This is a genomic window from Aeromonas enteropelogenes, from assembly GCF_020097295.1.
Classification (GTDB): Bacteria; Pseudomonadota; Gammaproteobacteria; order Enterobacterales; family Aeromonadaceae; genus Aeromonas; species Aeromonas enteropelogenes.
Map to the genome: position 1 here is coordinate 3,850,237 of NZ_CP083625.1, position 26,086 is coordinate 3,876,322.

25 protein-coding genes are annotated in these 26,086 nt (G+C 62.7%); 6 read left to right on the top strand and 19 right to left on the bottom strand.

Going from position 1 to position 26,086, the window contains the following annotated elements:
• Window positions 1-18: 18 nt before the first annotated feature.
• From LA321_RS17730 to pspA, 17 genes are all read right to left on the bottom strand, one after another.
• Complete coding sequence (locus LA321_RS17730) at window positions 19-1,260, bottom strand: diguanylate cyclase domain-containing protein (RefSeq protein WP_042069632.1); 1,242 nt, start codon at window positions 1,258-1,260, stop codon at window positions 19-21.
• Window positions 1,257-1,826 (bottom strand): YfiR family protein, encoded by a 570-nt coding sequence (locus LA321_RS17735; RefSeq protein WP_082043351.1) that lies wholly within the window; start codon window positions 1,824-1,826, stop codon window positions 1,257-1,259. The genes LA321_RS17730 and LA321_RS17735 overlap by 4 nt, the downstream gene beginning before the upstream one ends.
• A gap of 175 nt (window positions 1,827-2,001) precedes the next feature.
• Window positions 2,002-3,549 carry a transcriptional regulator TyrR gene (gene tyrR / locus LA321_RS17740; protein ID WP_042069635.1) on the bottom strand — a complete coding sequence of 516 codons (1,548 nt, stop codon included), beginning with the start codon at window positions 3,547-3,549 and terminating at the stop codon, window positions 2,002-2,004.
• A 134-nt stretch (window positions 3,550-3,683) separates the two neighbouring features.
• Window positions 3,684-3,776: a 4a-hydroxytetrahydrobiopterin dehydratase gene (locus tag LA321_RS20210; protein ID WP_342012052.1), complete on the bottom strand. Its 93-nt coding sequence runs from the start codon at window positions 3,774-3,776 to the stop codon at window positions 3,684-3,686.
• Window positions 3,777-3,804: 28 nt separating this feature from the next.
• Window positions 3,805-4,143 carry a 4a-hydroxytetrahydrobiopterin dehydratase gene (locus LA321_RS17745; RefSeq protein WP_042069638.1) on the bottom strand — a complete coding sequence of 113 codons (339 nt, stop codon included), beginning with the start codon at window positions 4,141-4,143 and terminating at the stop codon, window positions 3,805-3,807.
• Between the two features lie 51 nt (window positions 4,144-4,194).
• Window positions 4,195-4,989, bottom strand: a complete 795-nt coding sequence (gene phhA, locus LA321_RS17750; protein WP_042069639.1) for a phenylalanine 4-monooxygenase — start codon at window positions 4,987-4,989, stop codon at window positions 4,195-4,197.
• 146 nt (window positions 4,990-5,135) lie between these two features.
• A complete protein-coding gene (locus tag LA321_RS17755) occupies window positions 5,136-6,566 on the bottom strand; it encodes a gamma-aminobutyraldehyde dehydrogenase (protein ID WP_042069640.1) in 1,431 nt (476 codons plus the stop codon).
• A gap of 29 nt (window positions 6,567-6,595) precedes the next feature.
• Window positions 6,596-7,411 carry an ABC transporter permease gene (locus tag LA321_RS17760; RefSeq protein ID WP_042069641.1) on the bottom strand — a complete coding sequence of 272 codons (816 nt, stop codon included), beginning with the start codon at window positions 7,409-7,411 and terminating at the stop codon, window positions 6,596-6,598.
• Between the two features lie 110 nt (window positions 7,412-7,521).
• Window positions 7,522-8,490, bottom strand: a complete 969-nt coding sequence (locus LA321_RS17765; RefSeq protein WP_052445704.1) for an ABC transporter permease — start codon at window positions 8,488-8,490, stop codon at window positions 7,522-7,524.
• Window positions 8,487-9,500 carry an ABC transporter ATP-binding protein gene (locus LA321_RS17770; protein WP_042069642.1) on the bottom strand — a complete coding sequence of 338 codons (1,014 nt, stop codon included), beginning with the start codon at window positions 9,498-9,500 and terminating at the stop codon, window positions 8,487-8,489. Before LA321_RS17770 ends, LA321_RS17765 begins: the two co-directional genes overlap by 4 nt.
• Before the next feature lie 70 nt (window positions 9,501-9,570).
• On the bottom strand, window positions 9,571-10,716 hold the full coding sequence (locus LA321_RS17775) for an ABC transporter substrate-binding protein (protein WP_042069643.1): 1,146 nt from the start codon (window positions 10,714-10,716) through the stop codon (window positions 9,571-9,573).
• Window positions 10,717-10,920: 204 nt separating this feature from the next.
• Window positions 10,921-11,844, bottom strand: a complete 924-nt coding sequence (locus LA321_RS17780; RefSeq protein ID WP_042029238.1) for a LysR family transcriptional regulator — start codon at window positions 11,842-11,844, stop codon at window positions 10,921-10,923.
• A 177-nt stretch (window positions 11,845-12,021) separates the two neighbouring features.
• Entirely contained in the window at window positions 12,022-13,065 is a 1,044-nt protein-coding gene (locus tag LA321_RS17785) for a YcjF family protein (RefSeq protein WP_042069644.1), read from the bottom strand.
• A 52-nt stretch (window positions 13,066-13,117) separates the two neighbouring features.
• Window positions 13,118-14,524 (bottom strand): YcjX family GTP-binding protein, encoded by a 1,407-nt coding sequence (locus tag LA321_RS17790; RefSeq protein ID WP_042069645.1) that lies wholly within the window; start codon window positions 14,522-14,524, stop codon window positions 13,118-13,120.
• Between the two features lie 173 nt (window positions 14,525-14,697).
• Window positions 14,698-15,102, bottom strand: coding sequence for an envelope stress response membrane protein PspC (gene pspC / locus LA321_RS17795; RefSeq protein WP_026456298.1), 405 nt, complete (start codon window positions 15,100-15,102; stop codon window positions 14,698-14,700).
• Window positions 15,099-15,335, bottom strand: a complete 237-nt coding sequence (gene pspB / locus LA321_RS17800; RefSeq protein ID WP_025326779.1) for an envelope stress response membrane protein PspB — start codon at window positions 15,333-15,335, stop codon at window positions 15,099-15,101. Before pspB ends, pspC begins: the two co-directional genes overlap by 4 nt.
• Window positions 15,336-15,338: 3 nt before the next feature.
• Complete coding sequence (pspA, locus tag LA321_RS17805; RefSeq protein ID WP_042069647.1) at window positions 15,339-16,019, bottom strand: phage shock protein PspA; 681 nt, start codon at window positions 16,017-16,019, stop codon at window positions 15,339-15,341.
• Between the two features lie 197 nt (window positions 16,020-16,216).
• Between pspA and pspF the strand changes: the two genes are divergently transcribed.
• The 6 genes from pspF to LA321_RS17835 all read left to right on the top strand — a co-directional run bounded on the left by pspF (window position 16,217) and on the right by LA321_RS17835 (window position 22,742).
• The gene (gene pspF / locus LA321_RS17810; protein WP_042069648.1) at window positions 16,217-17,281 is read left to right on the top strand and encodes a phage shock protein operon transcriptional activator; all 1,065 of its coding nucleotides are present in this window, start codon (window positions 16,217-16,219) and stop codon (window positions 17,279-17,281) included.
• A gap of 69 nt (window positions 17,282-17,350) precedes the next feature.
• On the top strand, window positions 17,351-18,946 hold the full coding sequence (gene sapA, locus LA321_RS17815; protein WP_042069649.1) for an ABC transporter substrate-binding protein SapA: 1,596 nt from the start codon (window positions 17,351-17,353) through the stop codon (window positions 18,944-18,946).
• A 2-nt stretch (window positions 18,947-18,948) separates the two neighbouring features.
• Window positions 18,949-19,908, top strand: coding sequence for an ABC transporter permease (locus tag LA321_RS17820; RefSeq protein WP_042029243.1), 960 nt, complete (start codon window positions 18,949-18,951; stop codon window positions 19,906-19,908).
• Window positions 19,909-19,943: 35 nt separating this feature from the next.
• Window positions 19,944-20,837, top strand: coding sequence for an ABC transporter permease subunit (locus LA321_RS17825; protein ID WP_042069650.1), 894 nt, complete (start codon window positions 19,944-19,946; stop codon window positions 20,835-20,837).
• 82 nt (window positions 20,838-20,919) lie between these two features.
• Window positions 20,920-21,918, top strand: a complete 999-nt coding sequence (locus tag LA321_RS17830) for a peptide ABC transporter ATP-binding protein (protein WP_042029245.1) — start codon at window positions 20,920-20,922, stop codon at window positions 21,916-21,918.
• On the top strand, window positions 21,915-22,742 hold the full coding sequence (locus LA321_RS17835) for a peptide ABC transporter ATP-binding protein (RefSeq protein ID WP_042069651.1): 828 nt from the start codon (window positions 21,915-21,917) through the stop codon (window positions 22,740-22,742). Before LA321_RS17830 ends, LA321_RS17835 begins: the two co-directional genes overlap by 4 nt.
• Before the next feature lie 66 nt (window positions 22,743-22,808).
• Here LA321_RS17835 and htpG read toward each other — a convergent pair whose 3' ends face one another.
• Complete coding sequence (gene htpG / locus LA321_RS17840) at window positions 22,809-24,722, bottom strand: molecular chaperone HtpG (RefSeq protein ID WP_042069653.1); 1,914 nt, start codon at window positions 24,720-24,722, stop codon at window positions 22,809-22,811.
• Between the two features lie 168 nt (window positions 24,723-24,890).
• On the bottom strand, window positions 24,891-25,493 hold the full coding sequence (recR, locus tag LA321_RS17845; RefSeq protein WP_042069654.1) for a recombination mediator RecR: 603 nt from the start codon (window positions 25,491-25,493) through the stop codon (window positions 24,891-24,893).
• Window positions 25,494-26,086 lie beyond the last annotated feature (593 nt).

Genomic DNA, 26,086 nt, shown 5'->3' on the forward strand with positions numbered 1-26,086 from the left:
CTCCTTAACGACTTCCATTCACGCCGTCCTGGCGGCATCAACCTCCTCTCGACGGGCGCGTTTTGCCAGATACATGGCACTGTCAGCCAGCGCACAAAGCTCGCTGGCACTTGTCCCGGGATGATGGATGGCAAACCCTATGCTGATCCCGGCGACCAGCTGCTGCTCATCCCGCAATACCACAGGATCCTTCATCGCCTGCTGAATACGAGTGATCACCTCTTCCACATCCATAGCCTGATGGGCGGGACTCAACAGTATGGCGAATTCGTCTCCCCCGAGGCGGCACACCAGATCCTGCGGCCGCAGCTGGTGCTGCACACGCTTGGCCAGGGTCACCAGCACATCATCGCCGGCGTTGTGCCCGAGGGAATCATTGATCTGCTTGAAGCGATCACAATCAAGGTAAAGCAGTGCAAAGGAGCTACCCTCCTGCTCCACCTCTATGATGGCCTGCTCCAGACGAGCCTCGAACAGTGCCCGATTGGGCAGCCCCGTCAAGGCATCGTGAGTCGCCTGATGCAACAGGCTGGCATTCTCGCGAGCCTGATGCTGCTGCCAGGCCTGCAACTCGTCGAGCAGGGAGTTGAAATCCTCCCCCAACTCGTTGAGCTCAACGATGGCAGCGGGGCTGGCGCGCATCCCAAGGGTGCGCTGGCGGCGCACCGAGTGGGCAACTTGCGCCAGATCCCTTAGCGGCCCGATGATCGACACCTGCATTCGTCCTGCCACATAGAGCGCCCCCATGGCACTGAGCAGCAGGCAGACCAGCATCACCAGCAACACCGCCAGCAAAAACAGCAACAGCGACTGTCCGTGTCCCCTGACCCGCACTTCGGCGATCACTTCCTTGCCCCGCATCATGGACTCCCGGGCAGGCCCCGGCAGTATCCGTTCGGCCAGGTAGTTCTCCAGCCCCGCCAGGGGGGTATTCGTGGCTCGACGCCAGTTTGCCAGCAGGGTGCCATCGGGCAGATAGATCTGCGCTTCGGCAACCTCTTCACGCTCGGCGATGGTTCTGAGCGCCTCGTTGGCCGCCTCCTCATCCCGGAACACCACGGCCGCCTCTGCGGTATAGCTGATGGCTCGGGCCACCAACTCCAGATTGTGCTCCGCATGGAACCGCATGGCCAGCAGGGCGATCAGGGTGAGAAAGATCCCCACTACGCAGGCCGAGGTGAAGGCGGCCATCAGGTGGGTACGTCTGAGGTTTTGGTGCAGGGTCAGTCGTTGATCACGGGAGCCTGGCCAGGCCGTCATGGAGCCCCCCTATTCGCCTTGGCAAGCTTGAGGACGGCGGGATGGACCCGCACACCGCTCAGGGCCAACGCATCCAGGTTGACGTCGAAGCGAACCCGCTCGCTCGCGGGATCCGGCTGTAAACAAAAGACCGCACTGGCACTGCACTCGGCGTTCTGTTCACTGATGCTGAGCACGACCCGGCCTTTCAGGCGGGAAAAGAGGTCGAGCCGGGTCGTCTCATCCACCACTCCCAGATAGAGGACATCACAGTGATCGCGGATGGCAGGATCCGTCACCCCGTAACGATTGACGCTCACCGCTCTCCCATTGCTCTGCCCCGTGATGGAGAAGAGGGCGCCGGCATATTCGGTCGGCGCCACCACACACAGACGCAGCACCTCGGGCTCCACCGGCCAGCGGGTGTAGCTCATGATATCGAGCACCAGCTCCTTGACGGCACTCGCCCGCACCTCGGCAGTCGTCTTCGCCGCGGCGATGGTCCCCGAAGGAAACACCAGCCCCAGTACCAGCAACAGGAGTGACAGGCGGACAACAACGCCGGGGGAAGGAAATAACATCAGGATAAAACCGCCTCTCTATATCACCGCCATCGTGCGGTTTCGGTACATGAACTGGAGAGAGTAAGGGGCCCGGCAACCCCTTGACAAGTCCGGATCCGGTCCCGATGGTCAGGTCGTACAAATAAAAACGGAGCCCATATTCCAATGGACTCCGTTGGATGCAAGGGGTGGGAGGAGATTACTTCTTGCCGATCCCGTATTCCCGCAACTTGTTGGCGATGGCGGTGTGCGACACACCCAGCCGTTTGGCGAGCTGGCGGGTCGACGGGAAGGCCGGATAGAGCCGTGCCAGCAACTGGCTCTCGAAGCGCTTCACCGCATCGTCGAGATCCCCCTCGAACCACTCGTCGATGAGCGGCATGGCCTCGGCGGCCACCGGCACATCGATCTGCTCGGGACCCAGCTCATCCCCTTCCAGCAAGGTCATGGCCCGATAAAGACAGTTGCGCAGCTGGCGCACGTTGCCGGGCCAGCGATAGGCGGTCAGGTAATCGGCCATGTTGCGGGTAAAGCGCGGACGCGGGCGCTGCAACTCGCTGGCAAAGCGGGAGACAAACTGCTGGGCCAGCGCCATGATGTCCGCCTTGCGCTCGCGCAGGGGAGGCAGACCCAAACTCAGCACGTTGAGGCGATAGTAGAGATCTTCCCGAAACTTGCCTTCATGCACCAGATCCAGCAGTTGCTTTTGGGTGGTGCAGATGAAGCGCACATTGACCTTCACCTCCTGCTCGTCGCCCACCCGGCGAAATACCCCGTCCTGCAGCACCCGCAGGAACTTGGTCTGCAGATGGGGAGACATGTCGCCGATCTCGTCCAGCATCAGGGTGCCGCCGCTCGCCAGCTCCAGCACGCCGCGCTTGCCCTCGGTGTTGTTGCCAAAGGCGCCGGGGGCATAGCCAAACAGCTCGCTCTCGGCCACGTTGTCCGGCATGGCGGCGCAGTTGAGAGCCATGAAGGGGTGGCTGGAGCGCAAGCTGGCGCCGTGACAGGCACGGGCCAACAGCTCCTTGCCGGTACCGGTCTCGCCGACAATGAGCAGCGGGGCATCCTGCATCGCCAGCTTGCGGGCCTGGGCCAGTACCTCTTTCATCTTGGGGCTCTCGGCCTGCAGATGCTCAAAGCCCCCCACTTCCACCGCATGAAGGGCGCTGAAATGCATGCCGACCCGACGGGCGGACTTGAGTACCACCACGGCGCCGGCCAGGGCCTGTCTGCCCTTCTCCTCGGCCACGAACAGCGGCATCAGATCCGCCAGATACTCCTCGCCATGGATGGTGAGTTTGCAGGTCTGGGGCTTGATCTCGCTCGCCTCCAGCCAGCGACCGAAGGAGAAGCCCTTGACCAGGGAGCCCAGCGCCACGCCGCGCACCTCCTCCACCGGCAGGCCGAGGGTGGTGAGCGCCGACTGGTTGGCCTGGGTCACCTTGCCCTTGCTGTCGAGGGAGAAGACCAGATCCGGCAACGCCTTGAGCAGCGCCTCGATCTCGTGGTGTTCCCGTTCGGAGGGCATGTAGGGGATGGTCTTGACGTCATAGACGCCGGGAATGCGGCGGATCTCCGGCATCAGGTGCTGGAAATCACGAAACTCCAGCTCGGGAAAGTTGAGATAGATGATGCCTGAGGTATCGATTTCGATGCCGCGCAGATCGATGTTGTGCTCCACCAGGCGGTCGAGCAGTTCCCGGGTCAGGCCCAGGCGGTCTTCACAGCTGACTTCAAGACGCATTCGGGACACACTTCCTAGCTAACTCTATGAATGACGGGATAATACAGACTCGCCCCCCCCAGTGCGAGCGCCAGCCCATAAAAATGCGGGCCTACCCCGCTTTCGCCGGGTAGGCCCTGGTCAACCCATGACGCTTATTTGAGCAGCTGATCGGTGCGCGCCGCCATGATGAAATCGTTGCGGTGCAGCCCCCCAATTTTGTGGATCCACCAACTCACGGTCACCATATCGCCCACTCGATGGGGGGTGGCGTCTTCACTTCAGCAGCTCATCCGTGCGTGCCGCCATGATGAAGTCGTTGCGGTGCAACCCGCCGATCTTGTGGGTCCACCAGCTGACAGTGACCTTGCCCCACTCGGTCAGGATGGCCGGATGGTGAAACTCCGCCTCCGCCAGCTCGCCGAGCCGGTTGGTGAAGGCCAGCGCCTCCTTGAAGTTGCGAAAGACGAATTCGCGCCTCAGTTGCAGCGCCCCCTCCACGACCAGCGGCTGCCAGTCGGGGATGAGATGCATCAGCTCGGCCAGCTCCTGATCGCTGACTTTGGGGGCATCGGCGCGGCACGCTTCACACTGCTGGCTCGCCAGTTCGGACATGGGACTCTCCTTGTTGCTCTCTTGATGGGGATCACGAAAAACGGGTGACGTTCAGCTCGCCTGCTTGCCCGCGGCGGGGGCAAAGCGTGGCGGGCGCAAGCCAAGGCGCTTGGCCTCGGCCAGCGCGGCCATGATCTCCTCCCCGGTCAGCCGGTAGAGGGTATCGAGGCTTGGCAGCACAAAATAGGTGGGCTGCATGATATCGATGCGATAAGGGGTGCGCAGTACCTCGAGCAGGTCGAAGGGTTGCAACAGCGGCTGGCCCGAGAGGGCATAGGCGGTCTCGCCGATGGAAGAGAGAATGCCGCCGCCGTAGATCCTAAGCCCCGCCGGGCTTTCGATCAGGCCAAACTCCACAGTGAACCAGTAAAGACGCGCCAGAAAGACCCGCTCCTCCTTGCTTGCCTTCTGCCCCAGCTGGCCATAGAGATGAGTGAAGTGAGCAAAGGCGGGATTGGTCAGCATGGCGCAGTGACCAAAGATCTCGTGAAAGATATCCGGCTCCTGCAGGTAATCGAGCTCGTCCCGATGGCGAATGAAGGTCGCCACCGGAAACTGGCGATTGGCCAGCAGGGCGAAGAAGCGATCGAACGAGATGAGGGCAGGTACCGCGGCCACCGACCAGCCGGTGGCCTCTTGCAACACGGCGTTGATCTCTGCCAACTGAGGGATGCGATCCCGGGGCAGACCGAGGCGGGCCAGCCCCGCCAGGTACTCATCGCACGCCCTCCCCTCCAATGCCCCGAGTTGGCGGGCGATCAGGATCTGCCAGGTGCCATGATCTTCATCCGGGTAGTGAATGACGCCCCGGGCATCCGGCTGATATGCGGTGTAAAGCGTTGTCATAGCGGTTCCATCCCTCGGCCCGGTGCGGGCTCCCTGACACTCTCTGGATCACTGTAACGTTTCGCCCCGCAAAAAAGCAGCCGACCCGAGGGTCGGCTGGCGGCAACAAATGTAAATAATTTGTGACAACCATTCTAGCTAGGCTACTAGAGCTTGACCATGATGTGGTGCGGCACCGTGTAGTCCTCCAGGGCGTAGAGGGAGAGATCCTTGCCGTAGCCGGACATCTTCATGCCGCCGTGGGGCATCTCGGAGGTGAGCATGAAGTGGGTGTTGATCCAGGTGCAGCCGTACTGCAGGTGGCTGGCCACCTTGCTGGCAAGGCCGAGATCCCGGGTCCAGACCGAGCTGGCGAGGCCGTAGTCCGAGTCGTTGGCCCACTGCACCACCTGCTCGGCGTCGCTGAAGCGGGTCACCGACACCACGGGGCCGAACACCTCCCGGCGCACAATTTCATCCTCCTGACGGGCATGGGCGATCAGGGTCGGCTCGAAGAAGAAGCCGTTGCCGGGGCGGATCTTGCCCCCCGCCGTCACCTCCACGTGACCGCTGCTCTGGGCCCGCTCCACGAAGCTGGCCACCCGGTTGCGCTGCCGGTCCGAGATGAGCGGCCCCATCTCCACCCCCTCCTCGCGTGGGCCGCCCACCTTGATGGAGGCCACCGCATCCGTCATGGCGGCGACGAACTTGTCGTAGATCTTGCCCTGGGCATAGATGCGGCAGGCGGCGGTGCAATCCTGGCCGGCGTTGTAGAAGCCGAAGGTGCGAATGCCCGCCACCACGGCCTCCAGGTCCGCGTCGTCGAAGATGATGACCGGCGCCTTGCCCCCCAGCTCAAGGTGGGTGCGCTTCATGGTTCGGGCGGCGCTCTGCAGGATCTTCTGGCCGGTGGCGATGTCACCGGTCAGAGACACCATGCGCACCAGCGGGTGCTCCACCAGCGGCGCCCCCACGCTCTCGCCCCGGCCGCAGACGATGTTGATGACGCCGCGCGGGAAGAGCTCGCTGGCGAGCTCCGCCAGGCGCAGGGCGGTGAGGGGGGTCTGCTCGGAGGGTTTGAGCACTACCGTATTGCCGGCGGCGAGCACCGGGGCCATCTTCCAGGCCGCCATCATCAGGGGGTAGTTCCAGGGGGCGATGCTGCCCACCACCCCGATGGGATCGCGGCGGATCATGCTGGTGTGCCCCTCGATATACTCCCCCGCGAGCGGCCCCTGCAGGCAGCGGGCCGCTCCGGCGAAGAAGCGGAAGCAGTCCACCACCGCCGGCAGCTCATCGTTCAGCACAGCCAGATAGGGCTTGCCGCAGTTGAGGGATTCCAGGGCCGCGAACTCCTCGGCGTGGCGTTCGATGGCATCGGCCAGGCGCAGCAGCAGGGTACTGCGCTGGGCTGGAGTGGTGCGGCTCCACTGGGCGAAGGCGCGTTGGGCGCCGTTCACCGCCCGGTTCACCTGCTCGAACGAGGCTTCGGGCACCGAGGCGATCAGCTCACCGGTGGCGGGGTTGAGGATGGGCTCGGCCTGGCCGTCACCGGTGACGAACTGACCGTCGATCAAGAGTTGGGTAGATAGTTTCATGGTTGCATCCTTGCGCACGCGTTGAGTCGTTATTTGCCACTGCCGGCGACGTCCTGGCCGTCGTGGGTGAGGTAGTAGGCAAGCAGAATGGGAATGGTGGTGAAGGCCACTATGATGAGCGCCACCACGTTGGTGACCGGCCTGTCCCGTGGCCGGATCAGCTCCTGATACATCCAGATCGGCAGCGTGGTCTGCTGGCCGGCGGTGAAGGTGGTGACGATCACCTCGTCAAAGCTCAGCGCGAACGCCAGCATGCCCCCCGCCAGCAGCGCGGTGGCGAGGTTGGGCAGGATCACGTAGCGCAGAGTCTGGAAGCCGTCGGCGCCGAGATCCATCGACGCCTCGATAAGGCTCTGGTTGGTGCGGCGAAAGCGCGCCAGGGCATTGTTGTAGACCACCACCACGCAGAAGGTGGCGTGACCGATGACGATGGTCCAGAAGCTGAAGGGGATCTCCATCACCCCATAGGCGGAGCGCAGCGCTATGCCGGTGACGATGCCGGGCAGGGCGATGGGCAGCACCAGCAAGAGCGACACCACCTCTTGGCCGAAGAAGCGGCTGCGGGCGATGGCTCCCGCCGCCAGGGTGCCGAGCACCATGGCCACCAGGGTGGCGAGCCCGGCCACCTCCAACGACAGCTGGATGGCGCGCCACACATCGGGACGGTTGAGGGTCACCTCGAACCACTTGAGGGTGAGCCCGGGGGGCGGGAACTGGTAGCTCTTGCTCTCGCTGGTGAAGGCGTAGAGGAAGATGAACAGGATCGGAAAGTGCAGGAACAGGAGACCGCCGATGGCCGCGTACTTGAGCAGGCCGGAGGGCTGGCTGCTATGGTCCCGTTTCATGGAAGTATTAGAGCGCATCGAAGGCCCCCAAGCGTTTCGCTGTCGTCAGGTGAATAGCCATGATCAGGATGGGCACCTGCGAACGTGTGTGGATGAGTGACATATGGGTATCAAAGCGCATCGAAAGCCCCCAGACGTTTCGCGATGGTCAGGTAGATGGCGATGATGAGGATCGGCACCAGCGAGAAGGCGGCGGCGAAGGGCAGGTTGCCCGCCGTGCCCTGCTGCATGTAGACCACCTGGCCGATGTACATGGTGGAGTTGCCGATGATGCCGGGGATGATGTAGTCCCCGAGCGTCAGGGAGAAGGTGAAGATGGAGCCCGCCACCACGCCGGGCAAGGCCAGCGGCAGGATCAGGGTGCGGAAGGTCTGGGCAGGCGTCGCCCCGAGATCGCTGCTCGCCTCAAGCAGGGAGCGCGGGATCCGCTCCACCGCCGCCTGGATGGGCAGGATCATGAAAGGCAGCCAGACGTAGACGAACACGATGAAGGTACCGATGCGCGAGAAGGAGAGCGACGGCCCGCCGATCACCGGCAGCGAGAGAATGGCGTCGAGCAGCCAGTCCAGCCCCAGGGTGTCTGCCAGCCAGCTGACGACCCCCTCCTTGGCCAGGATCAGCTTCCAGGCGTAGACCCGCACCAGATAGCTGGACCAGAGCGGTAACATGATGCCGACGTAGAACAGGGCCCGGGTCTTGCCGCTGGTGTAGCGCGCCATGTAGTAGGCGACGGGGAAACCGAGCAGGGCGCAGGCCAGGGTCACCAGCAGCGACATGCCGACGGTGCGCAGGATCACGTCCAGGTTCTCCGCCCGCAGCAGGGCGACGAAGTTCTGCAGCCCCAGCTCGTGGCGGATCTGGCCGCTGAACTCGTCCAGCCCGAAGAAGGCGTTGGAGAGCAGCATCAGCAGGGAGCCCACATAGATGATGCCGAGCCAGAGCAGGGGCGGCCCCAGCAGGATGGCCAGCAGAAGGCCGGAGCGGCCATAGAGCAGGGTGGAGAGGCGCCGCAGCGGCCTGACGCGAACGGAGTCGGTAGCGTGGCTCATGGCAAGGCTCGCACTGTGGGGGGCGCTCATGGTTGAGCTCCCTGGTGGGCGGTGTGCAGACGATGGATCGCCTGTTCCGGCCAGCTGAGGCTGACCCGGGTGCCACGGGGCAGGCGGGCCTGGCCCTCGTTGGGATGGTTGACGATAAGCTCGAGCTGCTCGCCGAGATCGACCCGGTAGCGCACGAAGGGGCCGAGGTACTCCACCTCGCGCACCTCCCCGGACCAGCCGGGGCTGCCGGCCTCGGCGAGGCGGATCCGCTCCGGGCGCACCATCATCTGGCGAGCATCGCCACACAGGCGGCGGGCCTGCTCTCCCTCGAACAGGTTGACGGTGCCGACGAAGCGGGCGACGAAGGGGGTGGCGGGGGCATCGTAGATGGTATCCGGCGCGGCTATCTGCTCGATCTTGCCCTGATTGAAGATGCAGATGCGGTCGCTCATGGAGAGCGCCTCCTGCTGGTCGTGGGTGACGAAGATAAAGGTGATGCCGAGCTGGCGCTGCAAGGCTTTGAGCTCAAGCTGCATCTGCTCGCGCAGCTTGAGGTCGAGCGCACCCAGCGGCTCGTCCAGCAAGAGGATGCGCGGCTGGTTGATCAGTGCCCGGGCGATGGCGATGCGCTGGCGCTGGCCGCCGGAGAGCTGGCCGGGCTTGCGGTTGCCGACGCCGGGCAGGCGCACCAGCTCCAGCATCTCGTCCACCTTGCGGTAGCGCTCCGCCTTGGCGACCCCCTTGAGCATCAGGCCGTAGCCTATGTTGTCGCGCACATCCATGTTGGGAAACAGGGCGTAATCCTGGAACACGGTATTGAGGTTGCGATCATAGGGGGGCACGGTGGAGCAAGGCTCGCCGAACAGCCGGATCTCCCCCTCGCTCGGGTATTCGAAGCCCGCGATCATCCGCAGGCAGGTGGTCTTGCCGGAACCGCTCGGCCCCAGCAGGGTGAAAAACTCGCCGGCGGGGATCTGGAAGGAGATGTCGTCGACCGCCGTCACTTCGCCATAGTGGCGGCTGACCCGGTCAAATTGTACGGCTGTCATGGTACGTCCTTGTCTATGGGAAGCGGGCCGGACTCCTGTCCGGCCCGTGTCGGCGTTGACTCAAGCAGCCTTAGCGGCCACCCAGGATGGCGATATAGTCCGAGACCCAGCGGTAGTAAGGAACGCAGGTTCCCTGGCTCTTGCACTGGGAGACGGGGGTACGCCAGAAGTGCACCCGATCGAAGTTATCGATGCCGTTGGTCTTGCACCCCTCCTTCCCCAGCAGGGCGTTGCCCTCGCAGGCGGCCGGCACCACGGGCACGGAACCGAACCAGGAGGCGAGATCCCCCTGCAACTTGTTGTTGAGGGAGTGCTCCAGCCACTTGTAGGCACAGGTGAGGTTTTTGGCGCCACTGTGCACCATGCTGGTATCGGCCCAACCGGTGACCCCTTCCTTGGGGACTGTGGTGGCGACGGGCTGCTTGTCGGCGATCAGGGTATTGGCCTGGAACGGCCAGGAGTCGGAGGCCACCACCCCCTCGTTCTTGAAGTCATCGATCTGGACGAAGGCGTCGTGCCAGTAGCGTCCCACTAATTGGCGTTGCTGGCGCAGCAGGTCGAGGGAGGCCTTGTACTGATCCTCGTTCAGTTCATACGGATCCTTGATACCGAGGGCCGGCTGATGGGTCATCAGATAGAGGGCCGCATCGGCGATGTGGATGGGGCCGTCGAACGCCTGCACCCTCCCCTTGTTGGACTTGCCGTCCGGCAGGGTCTGCTCCTCGAACACCACGCTCCAGGAGTCCGGCGCCTTGGAGAACACCTTGGTGTTGTACATCAGGATATTGCCGCCCCACTGGTAGGGCACGCCGTAGTGCTTGCCATCCACCGTGTGCCAGGGGGCATTCTGCAGGCGGGGATCTATCTTGTTGTAGCTCGGAATGAGCGCCAGATTGAGCGCCTGTACCTTGCCACCGGCGATGAGGCGCAGGCTGGCGTCACCGGAGGCGGTCACCAGATCGAAGCCCCCCTCGTTCATCAGCGCCACCATCTCGTCCGAGGTGGCGGCCGTCTTGACGTTGACCTTGCAGCCGGTCTCTTTTTCAAATCCAGTGACCCAGTCGTAATTCTTGTCAGTTTCACCGCGCTCGATATAACCGGCCCAGGCCACAATGTTGAGCTGGCCTTCCCCCTTGCCGAGTGAGGTGGGGGCAGCCTGAGTCTGGCCAGCCAGCAGCGCGGGGATCAGGGCCAGGGTCAGAGGGGTCAATTTCATCTTGCTCTCCTTGCATGATTGGCAACCGTGGCGGCGCCACAGTAGGCATTAACATCCTGTTAACCAGTCATGAGCGTAGGAGAAGCCGGGAGCAATGAGAATTTCAATTTTTAACGGCTTTGGTATCTGTAAAATCGATATCGAGTGCAGATGAATCTGATTTTTAGCGACAACCCCGCCTGATGGTTGACACCATCCATTCGGTTAGCGGGAAGCCTGCTGGCGAGCCCGCAGCCGGCTCTGATCCCGCGCAATGTCGATAAACTCGCGGGCGGTCCACTCCAGCCGGGAGCCGCGTCGCCACACCAGGCCGATGTCGATGGCGGGGATCGGTTCCTTGATGGCACGAGCCTCGACCCGCTCCTGCTCCAGCGACCAGGGGCGATAGGCAAAATCCGGCAGCAGGGCGACGCCGAGCTGGCTCGCCACCAGGCTGCGCACCGCTTCCACCGAGGCTGTGCGCAATACGGTGCGCGGCGCAACGCCGTAGCGACGCAGCCCGCCGCCGATGATCTGATCCAGCTGATCGGCGGTCAGGGAGATCATGGGCTCCTCCCCCAGCGCCTTGAGAGAAAGGGTCGACTCGGCGCAGAACGGGTGGTTGGCGGCAAGCCAGAGCCGCAGCGGCGAGCGAGTCAGCAGTTCGGTATCGAACGCCTCCTGGCGAATAGTGCGGTTGGTCATCAGGATCCCCACATCAACCTCGCCGTTGACGATCTGGTGCTCAAGATAGGGCTGCTCATCCTCCTTCACCTCGATCTGCACCGCCGGAAAGGCGCGGCGAAAACGGCCGAGCGCCTCCGACAGGTAGTAACCGGCCACCAAAGTCGTCACACCGATAGTGAGCCGCCCCTGATCCTGCTGGGCCACCGCCTTGAGGGAGTGGCTGGCTTCGGTCATGGCGCCGAGGATGCGGCGAGCGTGCAGTAAAAACTGGTGGCCCTGGGTGGTGAGGCTGACCCCGCGCGGGTTGCGATCGAACAGGGGGGCACCGAGCTCGGTCTCCAGCTCGCGGATGGCGCTGGTGACCGCCGACTGGGAAATATGCAACTCGGCGGCGGCGCGGCTCACCGAGAAGCTGTCGGCCACCGCCACGAAATAGCGGATCTGGCGAAAGGTAAAGTTCATCTGGCATCCTTGCCGTAGAGCATCGGTCGAATGGCCAGCTTACCCGCAATGCTCGCCGGACAACAATGCACACAGGGATCACAGTTGCCGAACCGGAGGGGCAACACGACGCATCCCCGACAACCTTAAACAGGATCGGCGGGGATGCGATGCTCCTCATGTCATCGAAAGGCAGGATCAGCCTTTGTTGAGATAGCCCGCCAGCTGGCCGATCAGCCGCTTGCGCAGCTCACCGAGTTTGGGTTTCTCATCCGCGCACCAGGGCAGCGGGCGGCACGCCTCTATGGTGCGCAGACCAAGGCGAGCAGTGAGCAACCCAGCCCCCACCCCTTGCGCGGCGCGGGCCGAAAGCTTGGCGGTGAGCTCGGCCCCCAGCAAGTCCATCCCCACCTCGGTCACCAGTTCGGTGGCACCGGCGTAGAGCATGTTGCGAAACACCTGACGAATGAGACGGATGCGGCTCCAGTAACCGAGCTCGATGGCGTAGACATCGGCGATGTCCTCGATCATCCGCAGGTTGCGCCACAGCATCAGCATCATGTCGACGGTGGCAAGCGGGCTCAGGGCCACCAGCACGGCGGCCTCCCCCGACCACTTGGCCACCCGCGCCTGGGCCAGCTTGTCGCGCTCGCCGAGCACCAGCTGGCTGTAGAGGGTCAGCACCTCCCGATCGCTGTGGCTCTCGTCGAGCTGGCCAAGCCAGCTCTGGTATCCTTCGCGCCCCTTGTCACCGCTGCGCTCGGCCAGCTGTTCGCAAAACGCCAGCCCCTGCCCGACCCCCTGATGGGCCAGCAAGTCTTCGGCCCGCGAGCGCACATCCTGGCGCTTTTTGAGGGTGCGCAGCCGCAGCCACTCGCGCCCCACCACCCCGGCGGTGCCCACCGCCACCAGGCCGGAGGCCAGCAGCCAGGCGCTGCCCCAGAGCGGGGTGGTGATAAATTGCTCGTAGAGAAAGGCGCCATACTGCCCCAGGGAGAGCAGGCCAACCGCCCCCAGCCCCCAGGCGAGCAACCGATGACGCCGGCGCGGCCGCAGGGTCAGGGCCGGTTCCACCTCGGTGAGGGCATCGAGATCGTCGAGGCGTTCGAAGCTGGTCTCATCAAGACGCTGGGCGGGGGCAGGCGGTCGCTCCTCGCTCGCCACTTTGAGGGCTGGCTCCAGGATCACCTTGCCCTGCAGCGATGCCTTGGCATCCCCGTGCTGTTTTCTCTGATCGTTCATCACTTTTTCTCCTGTACGCGGCGTGTCGGTACGGCACGACACCACGCACGACTCATTCGAGATGATCCCCGAGCAAAAACTCCAGCGCCGCATCGAGCCGGATATGGGGCAGCGCCTGATGGGCACTCATGGGCATGGGGCGAAACGCCTGAAAATCAAAGCCCTGGGTGTTCCACCATTGCGCGGGCGGAATATGGGAGGGCACCTCGCCCGGGAACAGCAAGAGCGGCTCACCCGAGAGGCTGGTGCCACGGATGGCGGGAAACTCGCGGCCATTGGCCACCCCCTTGCCCACTTCGGTCGCCTTGATGGCGGCCAGCGCCAGGCACTCTGTGGCGATACCCTCAAAGCGGGCCTGGCCGCGACCACTACGCACCAGATGCTGGAGCAGGGAGACCAGGGGACCGTGCTGCTCCGGCGTCACGTGATCCGCCTTGCTCGCCACAAACAACAGCTTGTCGATACGCGGCGAGAAGAGCCGGCGCCACCAGTTGCTCTTGCCGTAGGCAAAGCTCTCCATGATGCGAGCAATGGCCTGCTGCATGTCGCCAAAGCTGGCCGCCCCGGCGTTGAGGGGCTGCAAACAGTCCACCAGCACGATCTGGCGATCAAAGCCCGCGAAGTGCTGCTCATAAAAACCCTGCACCAGGTGCTGCTTGTACTGCTCAAAACGCTGCTTGAGGGTGGCGTAGAGGGTGCCATCAACGGGCTCACCGGCAGGCTTGTCCCACACCCAGGGCACAAATTGCAGCATGGGGGCGCCGGCATACTCCCCCGGCAGCACGAAGCGACCGGGCTGGATAAGGTGCAGTCCCAGCTCCCGCTTGCAGGCGTGCAGATAGTCGGTATAGCGCTCGGCAAGCTGGGCGACCGGCCGCTCCTCGAAGGGTTGATCCGCTTGCCAGGCGGGCGTCAGCCAGCCGGCGGCAAGGGTTTGCAGCTCGGGGCGGCGCAGCTGATCACGCACTTGCTCGCTCCACTGCTCATAACTCATCTCGAGTAACGGCAGATCGAGCAACCATTCACCCGGATAGTCCACCAGATCCACGTAGAGGGTGGAGATCTCTCCCAGGTGCTTGCGCAGGGGGTGACGGGTGCGATAACGGATTTCGAGGCGCACCTCGGCTACCCCGCGAGTGGGCTCGGGCCAGGCCGGCGGATCGCCAAACAGGGAGTCGAGGCCGCGCTCGTAGGCAAAGGTGGGAATGTGGGGATTTTGCTGCGGCACCCGGCGGGCACCGAGAATGCGCCCCTGGCGCAGGGCATCCCACAGAGGCAGACGGCCGTCAATAGCTGCATGTTCCAGCTGGTTGACCAGGGCGGTAATGAAGGCGGTCTTGCCGCTGCGAGAGAGGCCGGTCACCGCCAGCCGGATGTGGCGATCCCGAACCCGGTTCACCACGTCGTTCGCCTTGTGTTGCAGGCGATTCAACTTCTGTTCCAGTTTATTGAGTATCAAGGCTGATCCCGTTCTCCCTAGATTGGTGATTGGGTTGGTGATGGTGTTGCTGATTGGCTTGGGTAGTCTCCCCATCCAAACACTCGCCCCTGCCGATGGGCACCAGCCACCACCGGGGTGGCGGCAGGTACCTGTCTGCGGGGTGAGAGGTTCGCACAGGGCCGGTGGCTGGCTTACAGCTTGCGAAACTCCCGCTGCAGGGTGAACTCCTTGGAGGTCACCAGCTTCTCGATCTGCTGCAATCTGGGCTCCAGCGCATCGAGCTCGCGATTGATCCGCCCCAGAGCCTGATGGGGGGTGATCCCCGCCTGCCAGCTGCGCGCCTTCATTCGTACCTCGGCAAAGGCCTCTTCCTCCTGCTCATAGAGGGTGACCGGCTTCTTGTCTAGCAGAAACCAGGCCGCCATATAGGCGGTGAAGGTGATGAAGCCGGCGAAGATAAGGCCACTGATGGCCAGCAGGCGCACGATCCAGGTCTCCACCCCGAAATAGTCGGCAAGACCAGCGCAGACCCCCGCTATCTTGCCCTGGCGGGGATCGCGATAGAGATTGCGCCCCTCACGATACGCGCTGTTCATACCTTGTTCCTCCAGCCCGGGACTTCAGCGTCCAGAATCGACTCGAGTGCCCCGACCCGCTCCTGCATCTTCTCGGCGCGAGCCAGCAGCCCTTGCAGTTGCTCCCGCTCGCTATCGGCCAACCCGGCGCCGATCCGCCCCTTGGCCCGGTAGTGCAGCACCAGCCAGATGGGAGCCACCACCACCATGAAGACCACCATGGGAACCATCAATACACCCAGCAGATCTTCCATCTGTTACTCCCCCTGTTTCGGCACACTGTCGCCCTGGCCCAGCTTCTGACGCATGGCCTCAAGTTCGCGGCTTATCTGATCGTCCACCTCCAGCTCGGCAAACTGTTGATCCAGCGCCTTGTCGGACTGTCCCAGATCGGCGCGGGCCTCCATCTCGTCGATGCGACGCTCCATGCGCTCGAACTTGCTGACCACCGCCTGGCTGTCACCACGGGCCACCTGGCTCTGCACGTTGAGACGGCTGCTGGCCGCTTCGCTGCGAATGGCCATCGCTTTTTGGCGGGCGCGGGCATCTTCGAGCTTGGCTTCCAGCTGACGGATCTCCTCCCCCAGCTTCTCGATGCCGCTGTCCACCGCCTGCTGCTCGCGCAGGAGCGCATCGGCCAGCTCGGTCTGCTTTTTCTTCTCGATGAGGGCGGCGCGGGCCAGATCCTCACGTCCCTTGGTCAGGGCCAGTTCGGCCTTGGCCTGCCACTCGTCCACCCGCTCCTGATGACGGGCAACCTGACGGCCGATCTCTTTCTGGCTGGCGAGGAAGCGGGCCAGGTTGGAGCGCTCCTTCACCAGCTCGTCTTCCATCTCCTGGATGATCAGGCGCACCATCTTCTGGGGATCTTCTGCCTTGTCGAGCAGGGCCGTCAGGTTGGAATTGATGATGTCGGCCAGACGGGAAAAAATACTCATGATTGCACTCCTGTTATTGGCATGGCGTTGTTTCTCCATTGACAATGGCAACTTGTGTGCCAATCTGGAACGAAATTTAACTCTTTGATTTATATGGGTGCAGAATGATCGCGTTTCAAGGTGCCCGGTACAAGTGGTGATAAAAATCACCAACTTTTGGTAAGATTGACCAGCTTTTATAACCGACAGGGATCACTATGACCACGGCCACGGAAAGCCTGCTGGGAGAATCCAACGCGTTTCTCGAGATCATTGAGCAGGCCTCACGCCTCGCCCCGCTGCGCAAACCCGTGCTGATCATCGGTGAGCGGGGTACGGGCAAGGAACTCATCGCCCACCGCCTACATTATCTCTCGACGCGCTGGGATCAAAGCTTTGTCACCGTCAACTGTGCCACCTTGAGCGAGAGTCTGCTGGAAACCGAGCTGTTCGGTCACGAGGCGGGCTCCTTCACCGGGGCGGCCAAACGCCACCAGGGGCGCTTCGAGCGGGCCGACGGCGGCACCCTGTTTCTCGACGAGCTGGCCACCACCAGCGCCCGGGTGCAGGAGAAACTGCTGCGGGTCATCGAATATGGCGAGTTCGAGCGGGTCGGTGGTGCCAAGCCCCTCAAGGTGGATGTGCGGCTGGTGTGCGCCACCAACGAGGATCTGCCGGCCCTCGCCGACAAGGGGCAATTTCGCCACGATCTGCTCGACCGCCTCGCCTTTGACGTCATCACCCTCCCCCCGCTGCGCGAGCGACGCGACGATATTCTGATGCTGGCGGAGCATTTTGCCCACGGCATGACCCGGGAGCTGGGCTATCCGCTGTTCGCCGGGTTCTCGCGAAAAGCGACCCAGCTGCTGCTGGACTACCCCTGGCCCGGCAATGTGCGGGAGCTGAAAAACGTGGTGGAGCGCAGCATCTACCGTCAGGGCAATCCCCAGTTGCCGCTGTCGGATCTGGTGATCAATCCCTTCGACTCCCCCTGGCGGCCGCGCCAGACGGCGGTCGCGGCAGATCCGCTCATCCCGGAAATCCCCTCTTCCCTAACGGATGGGGTGAAGGCCCCCCTGGCCCTGCCGCTCGATCTGAAGCAGGCGGTGGCGGAGTACGAGATTAATTTACTCAAGCAAGCGATGCAGCAATCCCAGTATAATCAGCGCAAAGCCGCCCAACTGCTGGCCTTAAGCTATCACCAGTTCCGTGGCATGCTACGCAAGTATCAGCTGCAAGATGGTGACAATGATGCAGAACAGGACCAGACGGAGATCGGTTGAGACCGGCTCCCGCGACACGCCAGCCACGACGCTGGCACCTTCGTATAAAAACATGGTTAGACAATGAGAATGCTCAAACCCTTGCTGCTCGGCCTGCTGGTGCTGGTCACCGGCTGCCAGAAGCAGTCCGAGGCCTCGAAAACCGGGCTCATTTACTGCGCCGAGGGCTCTCCCCTCTCCTTCAACCCCCATGTCTCCAATTCGGGGGTGACGCTGGACGCCAGTGCCCGTCCGCTCTATGACCGCCTGCTGGAGGTCAACCCCAATACCCTGACGCTGGAGCCGGCCCTGGCGAGCAAGTGGCAGATAAGCGAGGATGGCCTCACCTATACCCTGACCCTGCGCCAGGGCGTCACATTTCACCAGACCCCCTGGTTTACGCCGACCCGCACCCTCAACGCCGAAGATGTGGTCTTCACCTACGCGCGCCAGCTCGATCTCCTTCATCCCTATCACCAGGTTTCCGGCGGCGACTATCCCTACTTCTACAGCCTGGGGCAGGATCAGCTGATCAAGCGGGTCTACGCGAAAGATCCGCAGACAGTGGTGTTCGAGCTCAACCAGCCCAATGCCTCCTTCCTCGCCACCCTGGCCAGCGACTATGCGGTGATCCTCTCCGCCGAATATGCCGATCAGATGCTCAAAGCCGGTACCCCGGCGCTGCTCGACAGCCGCCCCATCGGCACCGGCCCCTTCCGCTTCAAGGAGTACCGCCACAACGAGTTCATCCGCTACCTGCGCCACCCTGGCTACTGGGGCGGCGAGGCCAGGATTGAACAGCTGGTCTACGACATCACACCCAGATCCTCCAAGCGACTGGCCAAACTGCTGACCGGCGAGTGCGACGTGATGAGCACCCCGGTTGCCAGCCAGCTGTCAGTGATCAAGCAGCACCCGGATCTCAACCTGTCGGTCCAGTCCGGGATGAACGTCGCCTTCCTGGCCCTCAATACCCGCAAGCCGCCATTCAACGACATCAAGGTGCGCCAGGCCATCGCCAGCGCCATCAATATCGACAATCTGCTACAGGCGGTCTACTTCGATACCGGCTTGCCCGCAAACAGTCTGCTGCCGCCCCTCTCCTGGGGTTACAACCCGAGCCTGCCCCAGCGCAAGCAGGACCTGAAACGGGCCCGCCTACTGCTCAAACAGGCGGGTCTGGAGCAGGGTTTCGAGATGCAGGTGCTGGTGCAGCCGGACGCCCGCCCCTACAACCCGGATGCCATCAAGACCGCCCAACTGATGCGCAATGATCTCGCCAGGGTGGGGATCAGGCTCAAGATAGTGCAGCAGGCCTGGCCCGTTATCGAGCGCCGCCTCATGAAGGGGCAGTATGACAGCCTGCTGTCAGGCTGGATTGCCGACAACGCCGACCCGGACAACTTCTTTCGCCAGCTGCTGAGCTGCTCGGCGGTGGAGCGGGGCAATAACTACAGCCGCTGGTGCAACCCGGCCTTCGATCAGTTGCTTGACGATGCGGTCACCACACCCCAGTTGGCGTTTCGGCTGCGCAACTACTATTACGCCCAGACCCTGCTCAACGAGCAGTTGCCGCTCATTCCGCTGGCCCATGCCCTGCGCACCCAGATCAGCCGCAGCGATATCGAAGGGCTGCAGCTGATGCCCTTTGGTGGCACCGTCTTCAATCAGGCCTACAGGGAGTAAGCATGTTTCTCTACACCTTGCGTCGCATCAACCTGCTGCTCATCACCCTGCTGGCGCTGACCCTGGTCGCCTATCTGCTGGAGTATCGCCTCATCGGCCACGAGCTCAGTTTCTGGCGCGGCTATCCCGACTTCCTGCGCCGCATCCTGGCCGGCGATCTGGGGCTCTCCAGCGTCTCCGGGCTGCCGGTGCTGGACGAGATCCGCCACTACTTCCCCGCCACCCTGATCCTCTGCTTCGCGGCCTTTGCCATCTCGCTGCTGGTAGGGATTCCCCTTGGTACCCTGGCCGCCCTCTATCAGGGACGGGGGCTCGATCTCTCCATCATGACGGCGGGACTGATCGGCTATGCCGTCCCCGTGTTCTGGCTGGCGCTGCTGGTGGTGATGCTCTTCTCGCTGGATCTCGGCTGGTTGCCTGCCTCCGGCCAGATCAGCCTGCTTTATGACGTGCCCACCATCACCGGCATCGCCCTGATCGATGTGCTGCTGAGCCACGAACCCTGGCGGGAGGCGGCGCTGCACGATGCCCTGCGCCACCTCATCCTCCCCTCCCTGGTGCTGGCGGTAGTGCCCACCACCGAGGTGATCCGCCACGTGCGCAGCTCCCTCATCGACGTGATGAAGCAGAACTACATCAAGGCGGCGGCAAGCCGCGGCCTCTCCCGGGCCCAGATCGTCTGGCGCCATGGTCTGAAAAATGCCCTGCCCCCGGTGCTGCCCCTGCTCGGCCTGCAGCTTGGCAGCGTGCTCACCTCCGCCATGATCACCGAGGTGGTGTTCGAGTGGCACGGCATTGGCCGCTGGCTCATCAGCAGCATCGCCCTGCAGGACTACGCCGCCATTCGCGGCGCAACCCTGGTGGTAGCCAGTTTCGTGATTTTCATCAGCGTCAGCACCGAGTTGCTGACCACCCTTATCTATCCGGCAAGGCGCAAAGAGTTATATGCCAGACAAGATTGAACGCGCTCATGGCGTAACCCGGAGCCAGGTATCCTATGCAAGATAAATCGAACATCTATCCCGAGCTCAAGATCCTCTCCCCCATGGAGCAGACCTGGGCTGCCTATCGCCGCAATCCCCTGGCGATGGCGGGGCTCTGGTGCTTCCTGCTGCTGATCGCCATCACCCTGTTCGGGCCGCTGCTGGTACCCTACGGCATTGACGAGCAGCACCCCACCCACCTGTTGCTGGCCCCCTCCTGGTCCAACAAGGGCAACATCGACTACTTCCTCGGCACCGACGATCTGGGCCGTGACATGCTCTCCCGCCTGGTGGTGGGGGCACGGCTCACCTTCGGTTATGCGCTGGTGGTGGTGGTCATCGCCCTGGTGGTGGGCTCGGCCATCGGCATCCTGGGGGGCATGAGCAAGGGGCTCAAATCGAGCGTGCTGCACCACCTGCTCGATACCTTGCTCTCCATCCCCTCCCTGCTGCTGGCGATCCTGGTGGTCGCCATCCTGGGGCCGGGCCTGTTCAACACCCTGATCGCCATCACGCTGGCGCTGATCCCCCCTTTCATCCGCGCCACCTACAACGCGGTGCACGCCGAGATGCAAAAGGAGTACATCACCGCAAGCCGCCTCGATGGTTCGCCCCCTTTCCGGATCATGCGTCTCGCCATCCTGCCCAATATCGTCGAAACCCTGGTGACCCAGACCACCCGTACCCTGTCGGCCGCCATCCTCGACATCTCGGCGGTGGGCTTTCTCGGCCTCGGCGCCCAGTCGCCACAACCCGAGTGGGGGGCCATGCTCGGCGATTCGGGGGATCTCATCTACCTCGCCCCCTGGACCGTGACCCTGCCCGGCATGGCCATCCTGTTCAGCGTGCTGGTGACCAACCTGGTGGGAGAAGGCATTCGTGAAGCACTCAAGGAGGGGAATGACTGATGCAGCCCCTGTTCGATAACGCCCATGTCAGCACCGGCGCCGTGGCGCGCCCAGTGCCACATCGTCATGAGGAAGGTCACTGATGCCCCTGCTCGATATTCGCAATCTCACCATCGAAATTGACACCCCGCAGGGCAAGGTCAAGGCGGTGGACAAGGTGAGTCTGACCCTGGCCGAGGGAGAGATCCGCGGCCTGGTGGGAGAATCCGGCTCCGGCAAGAGTCTGGTGGCCAAGGTGATCGTCGGTATCCAGAAGGACAACTGGACGGTGCGCGCCGACCGGATGCGCTTCAACGACATGGACTTGCTGACCATGGCCCCACGGGAACGGCGCCGCATCATGGGCCGTGAAATAGCCATGATCTTCCAGGACCCCATCAGTTGTCTCGATCCTTCCGAAGAGATAGGCACCCAGCTTGAGGAGGCGATCCCGACCGACTCGTTCGAGGGGCAGTTCTGGCAGCGCTTCCAGTGGCGCAAGAAGAAGGCCATCGCCTTGCTCCACCGGGTCGGCGTCAAGGATCACCGTAAGGTGATGCGCGCCTACCCCCACGAATTGTCGGATGGCATGTGCCAGAAGGTGATGATCGCCATGGCGATTGCCAACCAGCCGCGCCTGCTGGTGGCCGACGAGCCCACCAGCGCCATGGAGTCCACCACCCACTCCCAGATCCTGCGGCTGCTGGACAAGATGAACAAGCTGGGCAACACCACCATCCTTATCATCAGCAACGACATCGCCGCCATCGCCAACCTGACCGACACCATCAACGTGATGTACTGCGGCCAGATGGTGGAGGTGGGCACCCGGGAGCAGATCCTGGAGACCCCCCACCACCCCTATACCGACGCCCTGCTCAAATCCATCCCGGACTTTGACAAGCTGGTGCGCCACAAGTCGCGACTCGAAACCCTGCCAGGGGTCATTCCGCCGCTGCAACACCTGCCCATCGGCTGTCGCCTCGGCCCCCGCTGTCCCCACGCCCAGAAGCAGTGCGTGCAGACCCCGCTGATGAGCAAGATCAAGGGCCATCAGTTCAGTTGCCACTTCCCGCTGAATATGGAAGAACCCAAGAAATGAGCCTGACCGTCAACCTTCCCCCGCAAGCGGCCCAACAGGAACTCGAACCCGCCCTGTTGCAGGTCAGGGGCCTGTGCAAGACCTATCAGAACCGCACCGGCCTGTTCCGGCGCCAGGCGGTGGAAGCCATCAAGCCCCTCTCGTTTGACCTTGAAGTGGGCCAGACCCTGGCCATCGTCGGCGAGGCAGGCTCCGGCAAGAGCACCCTGGCGCGCATTCTGGCGGGCATGATCGAACCCAGCGGCGGCGAGATTGCCATCAATGGCCAGCGGATGGTGCACGGCGATTACCAGACCCGCTGCAAGCTGCTGCGGATGATCTTCCAGGACCCCAACTCCTCCCTCAACCGCAAGATCCGGGTCGGCCAGATCCTGGAGACCCCGCTGCGTCTCAACACCGAGATGACCGAGGAGGAGCGGCAGGACAAGGTGATCCAGACCCTGCGCATGGTGGGCATGCTGCCGGACCACGCCCTCTTCTACCCCCAGATGCTCTCCGCCGGTCAGCAGCAGCGGGTGGCGCTGGCGCGGGCGCTCATCCTCAACCCCAAAATCGTGGTGGCGGACGAGGCACTCTCCACCCTGGATATCTCGGTGCGCTCCCAGATCATCAACCTGCTGCTGGAGATGCAGGAGACCATGGGGCTCAGCTATGTGCTGGTGGCCAACGACCTGGGGGTGGTGAGCCACATCAGTGACGAGGTGCTGGTGATGCACGAGGGACGCGTGGTGGAGCGTGGCAAGACCCTCAAGGTATTCGCCGATCCCCAGCACGAGGTGACTCGCCGCCTCATTCAGAACTACGACAACGAATACCGTCGATAGCCTTTTCCCTTGCGGATATAAAAAAAGCCCACTGCATGCAGTGGGCTTTTTGTTGATGCTTGCCGCTTAGGCTTGCAGCAGCAGACGGTTGATGCGGGAGACAAAGCTCGCCGGATCGTTCAGCCCGCCCTGCTCGGCCAGCTGGGCCTGTTCGTGCAGCAGGGTGACCCACTCGCCAAACAGCGCCTCGTCTTCGATGGTGTCGAGCTTCTTCACCAGGGCGTGGTCGGGGTTGAGCTCCAGAATGTACTTCTGCTCCGGCACCGGCTGACCGGCCGCGCGCATCAGCTTGATCATCTGGGTGCTCATGCCGTAGGCGTCGGTAACGATGCAAGAGGGGGAGTCGGTCAGACGGTGGGTGACACGCACCTCTTTCACCGCCTCGCCCAGGCTCTTCTTGACCCGCTCAACCAGGCCGGCGTTGGCCTTCTCGGCCTCCTCCTGCGCCTGCTTGGAGGCTTCGTCTTCCAGATCGCCGAGATCCAGCTCGCCACGGGTGACGGAGATGAGCTGCTTGCCGTCGAACTCGGTCAGGTGGCTCATCAGCCACTCGTCGACCCGCTCCCACATCAGCAGCACTTCGACACCCTTCTTGCGGAAGATCTCGAGGTGCGGGCTGTTCTTGGCCGCGGCATAGGAGTCTGCGGTGATGTAGTAGATCTTCTGCTGGCCTTCCTTCATGCGGCCAACGTAATCCTCGAGGGAGACGGTCTGGGCTTCGCCCTCGCCGGCGGTGCTGGCAAAGCGCAGCAGTTTGGCGATCTCTTCGCGGTTGGCGTAATCCTCGGCCGGGCCCTCTTTGAGCACATTGCCGAACTCTTTCCAGAATTTGGCGTACTTCTCGGCGTCATCCTTGGCCAGCTTGGAGAGCATGGTCAGCACCCGCTTGGAGCACGCCTTGCGCAGGGAGGCGGTCACCTTGTTGTCCTGCAGGATCTCGCGGCTCACGTTGAGCGGCAGATCGTTGGAGTCCAGCACCCCTTTGACGAAGCGCAGGTAGGTCGGCATAAATTGTTCGGCGTCGTCCATGATGAAGACGCGCTGCACGTAGAGCTTCAGGCCATGCTTCTGTTCGCGGTTGTAGAGATCGAACGGTGCACGGGCCGGCACGTAAAGCAGGCTGGTGTACTCCTGGGCCCCTTCCACCCGGTTGTGACCCCACAGCAGCGGATCTTCGAAGTCGTGGGCGACGTGCTTGTAGAACTCCTGATACTCCTCGTCCTTGATGTCTTTCGGGTTGCGGGTCCACAGAGCGGTGGCACGGTTGACCTGCTCCCACTCGCCCGGGGTGCCGACGATGGTCTCACCATCTTCTTCGCGATCCGGGGTGCCCTCTTTATACATCTCCACCGGCACGCTGATGTGGTCAGAATACTTGCCTACCACGGAGCGCAGGCGCCAGTCGTCGAGGAACTCGTCCTCTTCGGCGCGCAGGTGCAGGATGACGTCGGTACCGCGACCCTTTTTGGTCACGTCAGCCACGGTAAAGGAGCCTTCCCCTTCCGATTCCCACTGTACGCCCTGGCTCGGCTCGGTGCCGGCGGCACGGGAGACCACGGTCACCTTGTCGGCGACAATGAAGGCGGAGTAGAAGCCCACCCCGAACTGACCGATCAGCTGGGAGTCCTTGCCCTGATCACCGGAGAGGTTTTTGAAAAATTCGGCGGTGCCGGATTTCGCGATGGTACCCAGGTGCTCGATCACCTGATCCCGGGTCATGCCGATCCCGTTATCGGAGATGGTCAGGGTACGCTTCTCTTTGTCCACCACCAGGCGCACACGCAACTGGCCGTCGTTTTCGAACAAAGAGGCATCGGAGAGCGCCTTGAAGCGCAGCTTGTCCGCCGCATCGGAGGCGTTGGAGATAAGCTCGCGCAGGAATACTTCTTTGTTGGAGTAGAGGCTGTGGGCCATCAGGCTCAACAGTTGTTTGACTTCAGTTTGAAAGCCGTGGGTTTCGGCATGAACACTTTGGGTCATGGACCAATCCTCAGAAACATCGGGTTGAACATACGCCCAACCTAGATGGGGACGGCCGATCAAATATCAAGGGGCGAGTGTGCAATCTGCCTCACTCGCCCCTCTTTTTCCGTTCGATTGCCGGTTTTTCGGCCAATGCGTGTCGCCATCAACAGGCGGCCAGCGGGCTTAAGTCAGGCGCTGGCGCCCCATCAGGGAGTGGGAGAGCGTGGTGCCATCCACCAACTCCAGCTCGCCCCCCACCGGCACCCCGTGGGCGATGCGGCTCACCTCGACACCGGCCGCACGAGCCATGTCGGCGATATACCAGGCGGTGGCATCCCCTTCGATGGTGGGGTTGGTGGCGAGGATAAGCTCGCTGATAGCCTCCTCTTTCAGGCGCCGCTCCAGGATCTCCAGCCCTAGTTCCTCGGGGCCAATGCCGTCCAGTGGCGAGAGGTGGCCCATCAGCACGAAGTAGCGACCGGAAAACTGGCCGGTCTGCTCAATGGCCGCCACGTCCGCCGGGCTCTCTACCACGCACAGCAGACCATTCTCTTCGCGCTTGGGATTGGCGCAAATATCGCAGCGATCATTTTCAGTAAAGGTGCGGCAGTGGCTGCAGTGCCCGATCTCGGTCAACGCCCGACTGAGCAGCTGGGCCAGTCGCAAGCCACCGCTGCGTTCACGCTCAAGCAGAGTGAACGCCATGCGCTGGGCGGACTTGGGGCCCACCCCGGGGAGCACCTGCAGGGCTTTCATCATCTCATCGAGCAGGGGACTGAATTTCATGGGCTAAGTATCCTTTGAGGCTGTATCGGCTGAAGATGCTGTGCTCTGCTCCCGAGGGAGCCTGACTACCCCGGCCGAACCAATCTTGTTGGCGCAGGACTATACCCGAGCCGGCTCCGAGCGCCAATGACCTTCTGGCCTCCATTGCCCTGGCCGTAGTCTCTCCTTGCGCAGCACTCAGCCCTCACACTCTGCGCCAACTCTCTGCGCAACGCCCCGAACCGGAGCGCGGGGGCCGGCTCGTCAGCACGCGATGCTCGCAGCTCTCGTCAGTCAGCAGCCGATATTCGGTATTTGCTATTCGCACTCTAATTCCGGGTCGTAGAGCGGTCGATTGCGCACGTTGTCACGCCATAGACCGACAGCGCCATCAGGCTGGCTGGGATAAACCCGATACGCTGGATAGAAATCGCTGTCAATGTCATTAAACATGACACAAACCACCAAGCGAATAATTTACGCGGAGTTTAAAACCACAAAACCCATAAAGATCGATTTAATATATCACTTTATTTACCACCAACAGACCAACTGATAACATAAATAAAACACAAGCAGTCAGATACACCAGAAATGACATTCATAACTGTCTG

Excerpts from the sequence above, each read along its gene's own strand:
- LA321_RS17730 (WP_042069632.1), bottom strand. The coding sequence starts at position 1,260 with ATGACGGCCTGGCCAGGCTCCCGTGATCAACGACTGACCCTGCACCAA.
- tyrR (WP_042069635.1), bottom strand. The coding sequence starts at position 3,549 with ATGCGTCTTGAAGTCAGCTGTGAAGACCGCCTGGGCCTGACCCGGGAA.
- LA321_RS20210 (WP_342012052.1), bottom strand. The coding sequence starts at position 3,776 with ATGGTGACCGTGAGTTGGTGGATCCACAAAATTGGGGGGCTGCACCGC.
- LA321_RS17745 (WP_042069638.1), bottom strand. The coding sequence starts at position 4,143 with ATGTCCGAACTGGCGAGCCAGCAGTGTGAAGCGTGCCGCGCCGATGCC.
- phhA (WP_042069639.1), bottom strand. The coding sequence starts at position 4,989 with ATGACAACGCTTTACACCGCATATCAGCCGGATGCCCGGGGCGTCATT.
- LA321_RS17755 (WP_042069640.1), bottom strand. The coding sequence starts at position 6,566 with ATGAAACTATCTACCCAACTCTTGATCGACGGTCAGTTCGTCACCGGT.
- LA321_RS17760 (WP_042069641.1), bottom strand. The coding sequence starts at position 7,411 with ATGAAACGGGACCATAGCAGCCAGCCCTCCGGCCTGCTCAAGTACGCG.
- LA321_RS17765 (WP_052445704.1), bottom strand. The coding sequence starts at position 8,490 with ATGAGCGCCCCCCACAGTGCGAGCCTTGCCATGAGCCACGCTACCGAC.
- LA321_RS17770 (WP_042069642.1), bottom strand. The coding sequence starts at position 9,500 with ATGACAGCCGTACAATTTGACCGGGTCAGCCGCCACTATGGCGAAGTG.
- LA321_RS17775 (WP_042069643.1), bottom strand. The coding sequence starts at position 10,716 with ATGAAATTGACCCCTCTGACCCTGGCCCTGATCCCCGCGCTGCTGGCT.
- LA321_RS17780 (WP_042029238.1), bottom strand. The coding sequence starts at position 11,844 with ATGAACTTTACCTTTCGCCAGATCCGCTATTTCGTGGCGGTGGCCGAC.
- LA321_RS17785 (WP_042069644.1), bottom strand. The coding sequence starts at position 13,065 with ATGAACGATCAGAGAAAACAGCACGGGGATGCCAAGGCATCGCTGCAG.
- pspC (WP_026456298.1), bottom strand. The coding sequence starts at position 15,102 with ATGAACAGCGCGTATCGTGAGGGGCGCAATCTCTATCGCGATCCCCGC.
- pspB (WP_025326779.1), bottom strand. The coding sequence starts at position 15,335 with ATGGAAGATCTGCTGGGTGTATTGATGGTTCCCATGGTGGTCTTCATG.
- pspA (WP_042069647.1), bottom strand. The coding sequence starts at position 16,019 with ATGAGTATTTTTTCCCGTCTGGCCGACATCATCAATTCCAACCTGACG.
- pspF (WP_042069648.1), top strand. The coding sequence starts at position 16,217 with ATGACCACGGCCACGGAAAGCCTGCTGGGAGAATCCAACGCGTTTCTC.
- sapA (WP_042069649.1), top strand. The coding sequence starts at position 17,351 with ATGCTCAAACCCTTGCTGCTCGGCCTGCTGGTGCTGGTCACCGGCTGC.
- LA321_RS17820 (WP_042029243.1), top strand. The coding sequence starts at position 18,949 with ATGTTTCTCTACACCTTGCGTCGCATCAACCTGCTGCTCATCACCCTG.
- LA321_RS17825 (WP_042069650.1), top strand. The coding sequence starts at position 19,944 with ATGCAAGATAAATCGAACATCTATCCCGAGCTCAAGATCCTCTCCCCC.
- LA321_RS17830 (WP_042029245.1), top strand. The coding sequence starts at position 20,920 with ATGCCCCTGCTCGATATTCGCAATCTCACCATCGAAATTGACACCCCG.
- LA321_RS17835 (WP_042069651.1), top strand. The coding sequence starts at position 21,915 with ATGAGCCTGACCGTCAACCTTCCCCCGCAAGCGGCCCAACAGGAACTC.
- htpG (WP_042069653.1), bottom strand. The coding sequence starts at position 24,722 with ATGACCCAAAGTGTTCATGCCGAAACCCACGGCTTTCAAACTGAAGTC.
- recR (WP_042069654.1), bottom strand. The coding sequence starts at position 25,493 with ATGAAATTCAGTCCCCTGCTCGATGAGATGATGAAAGCCCTGCAGGTG.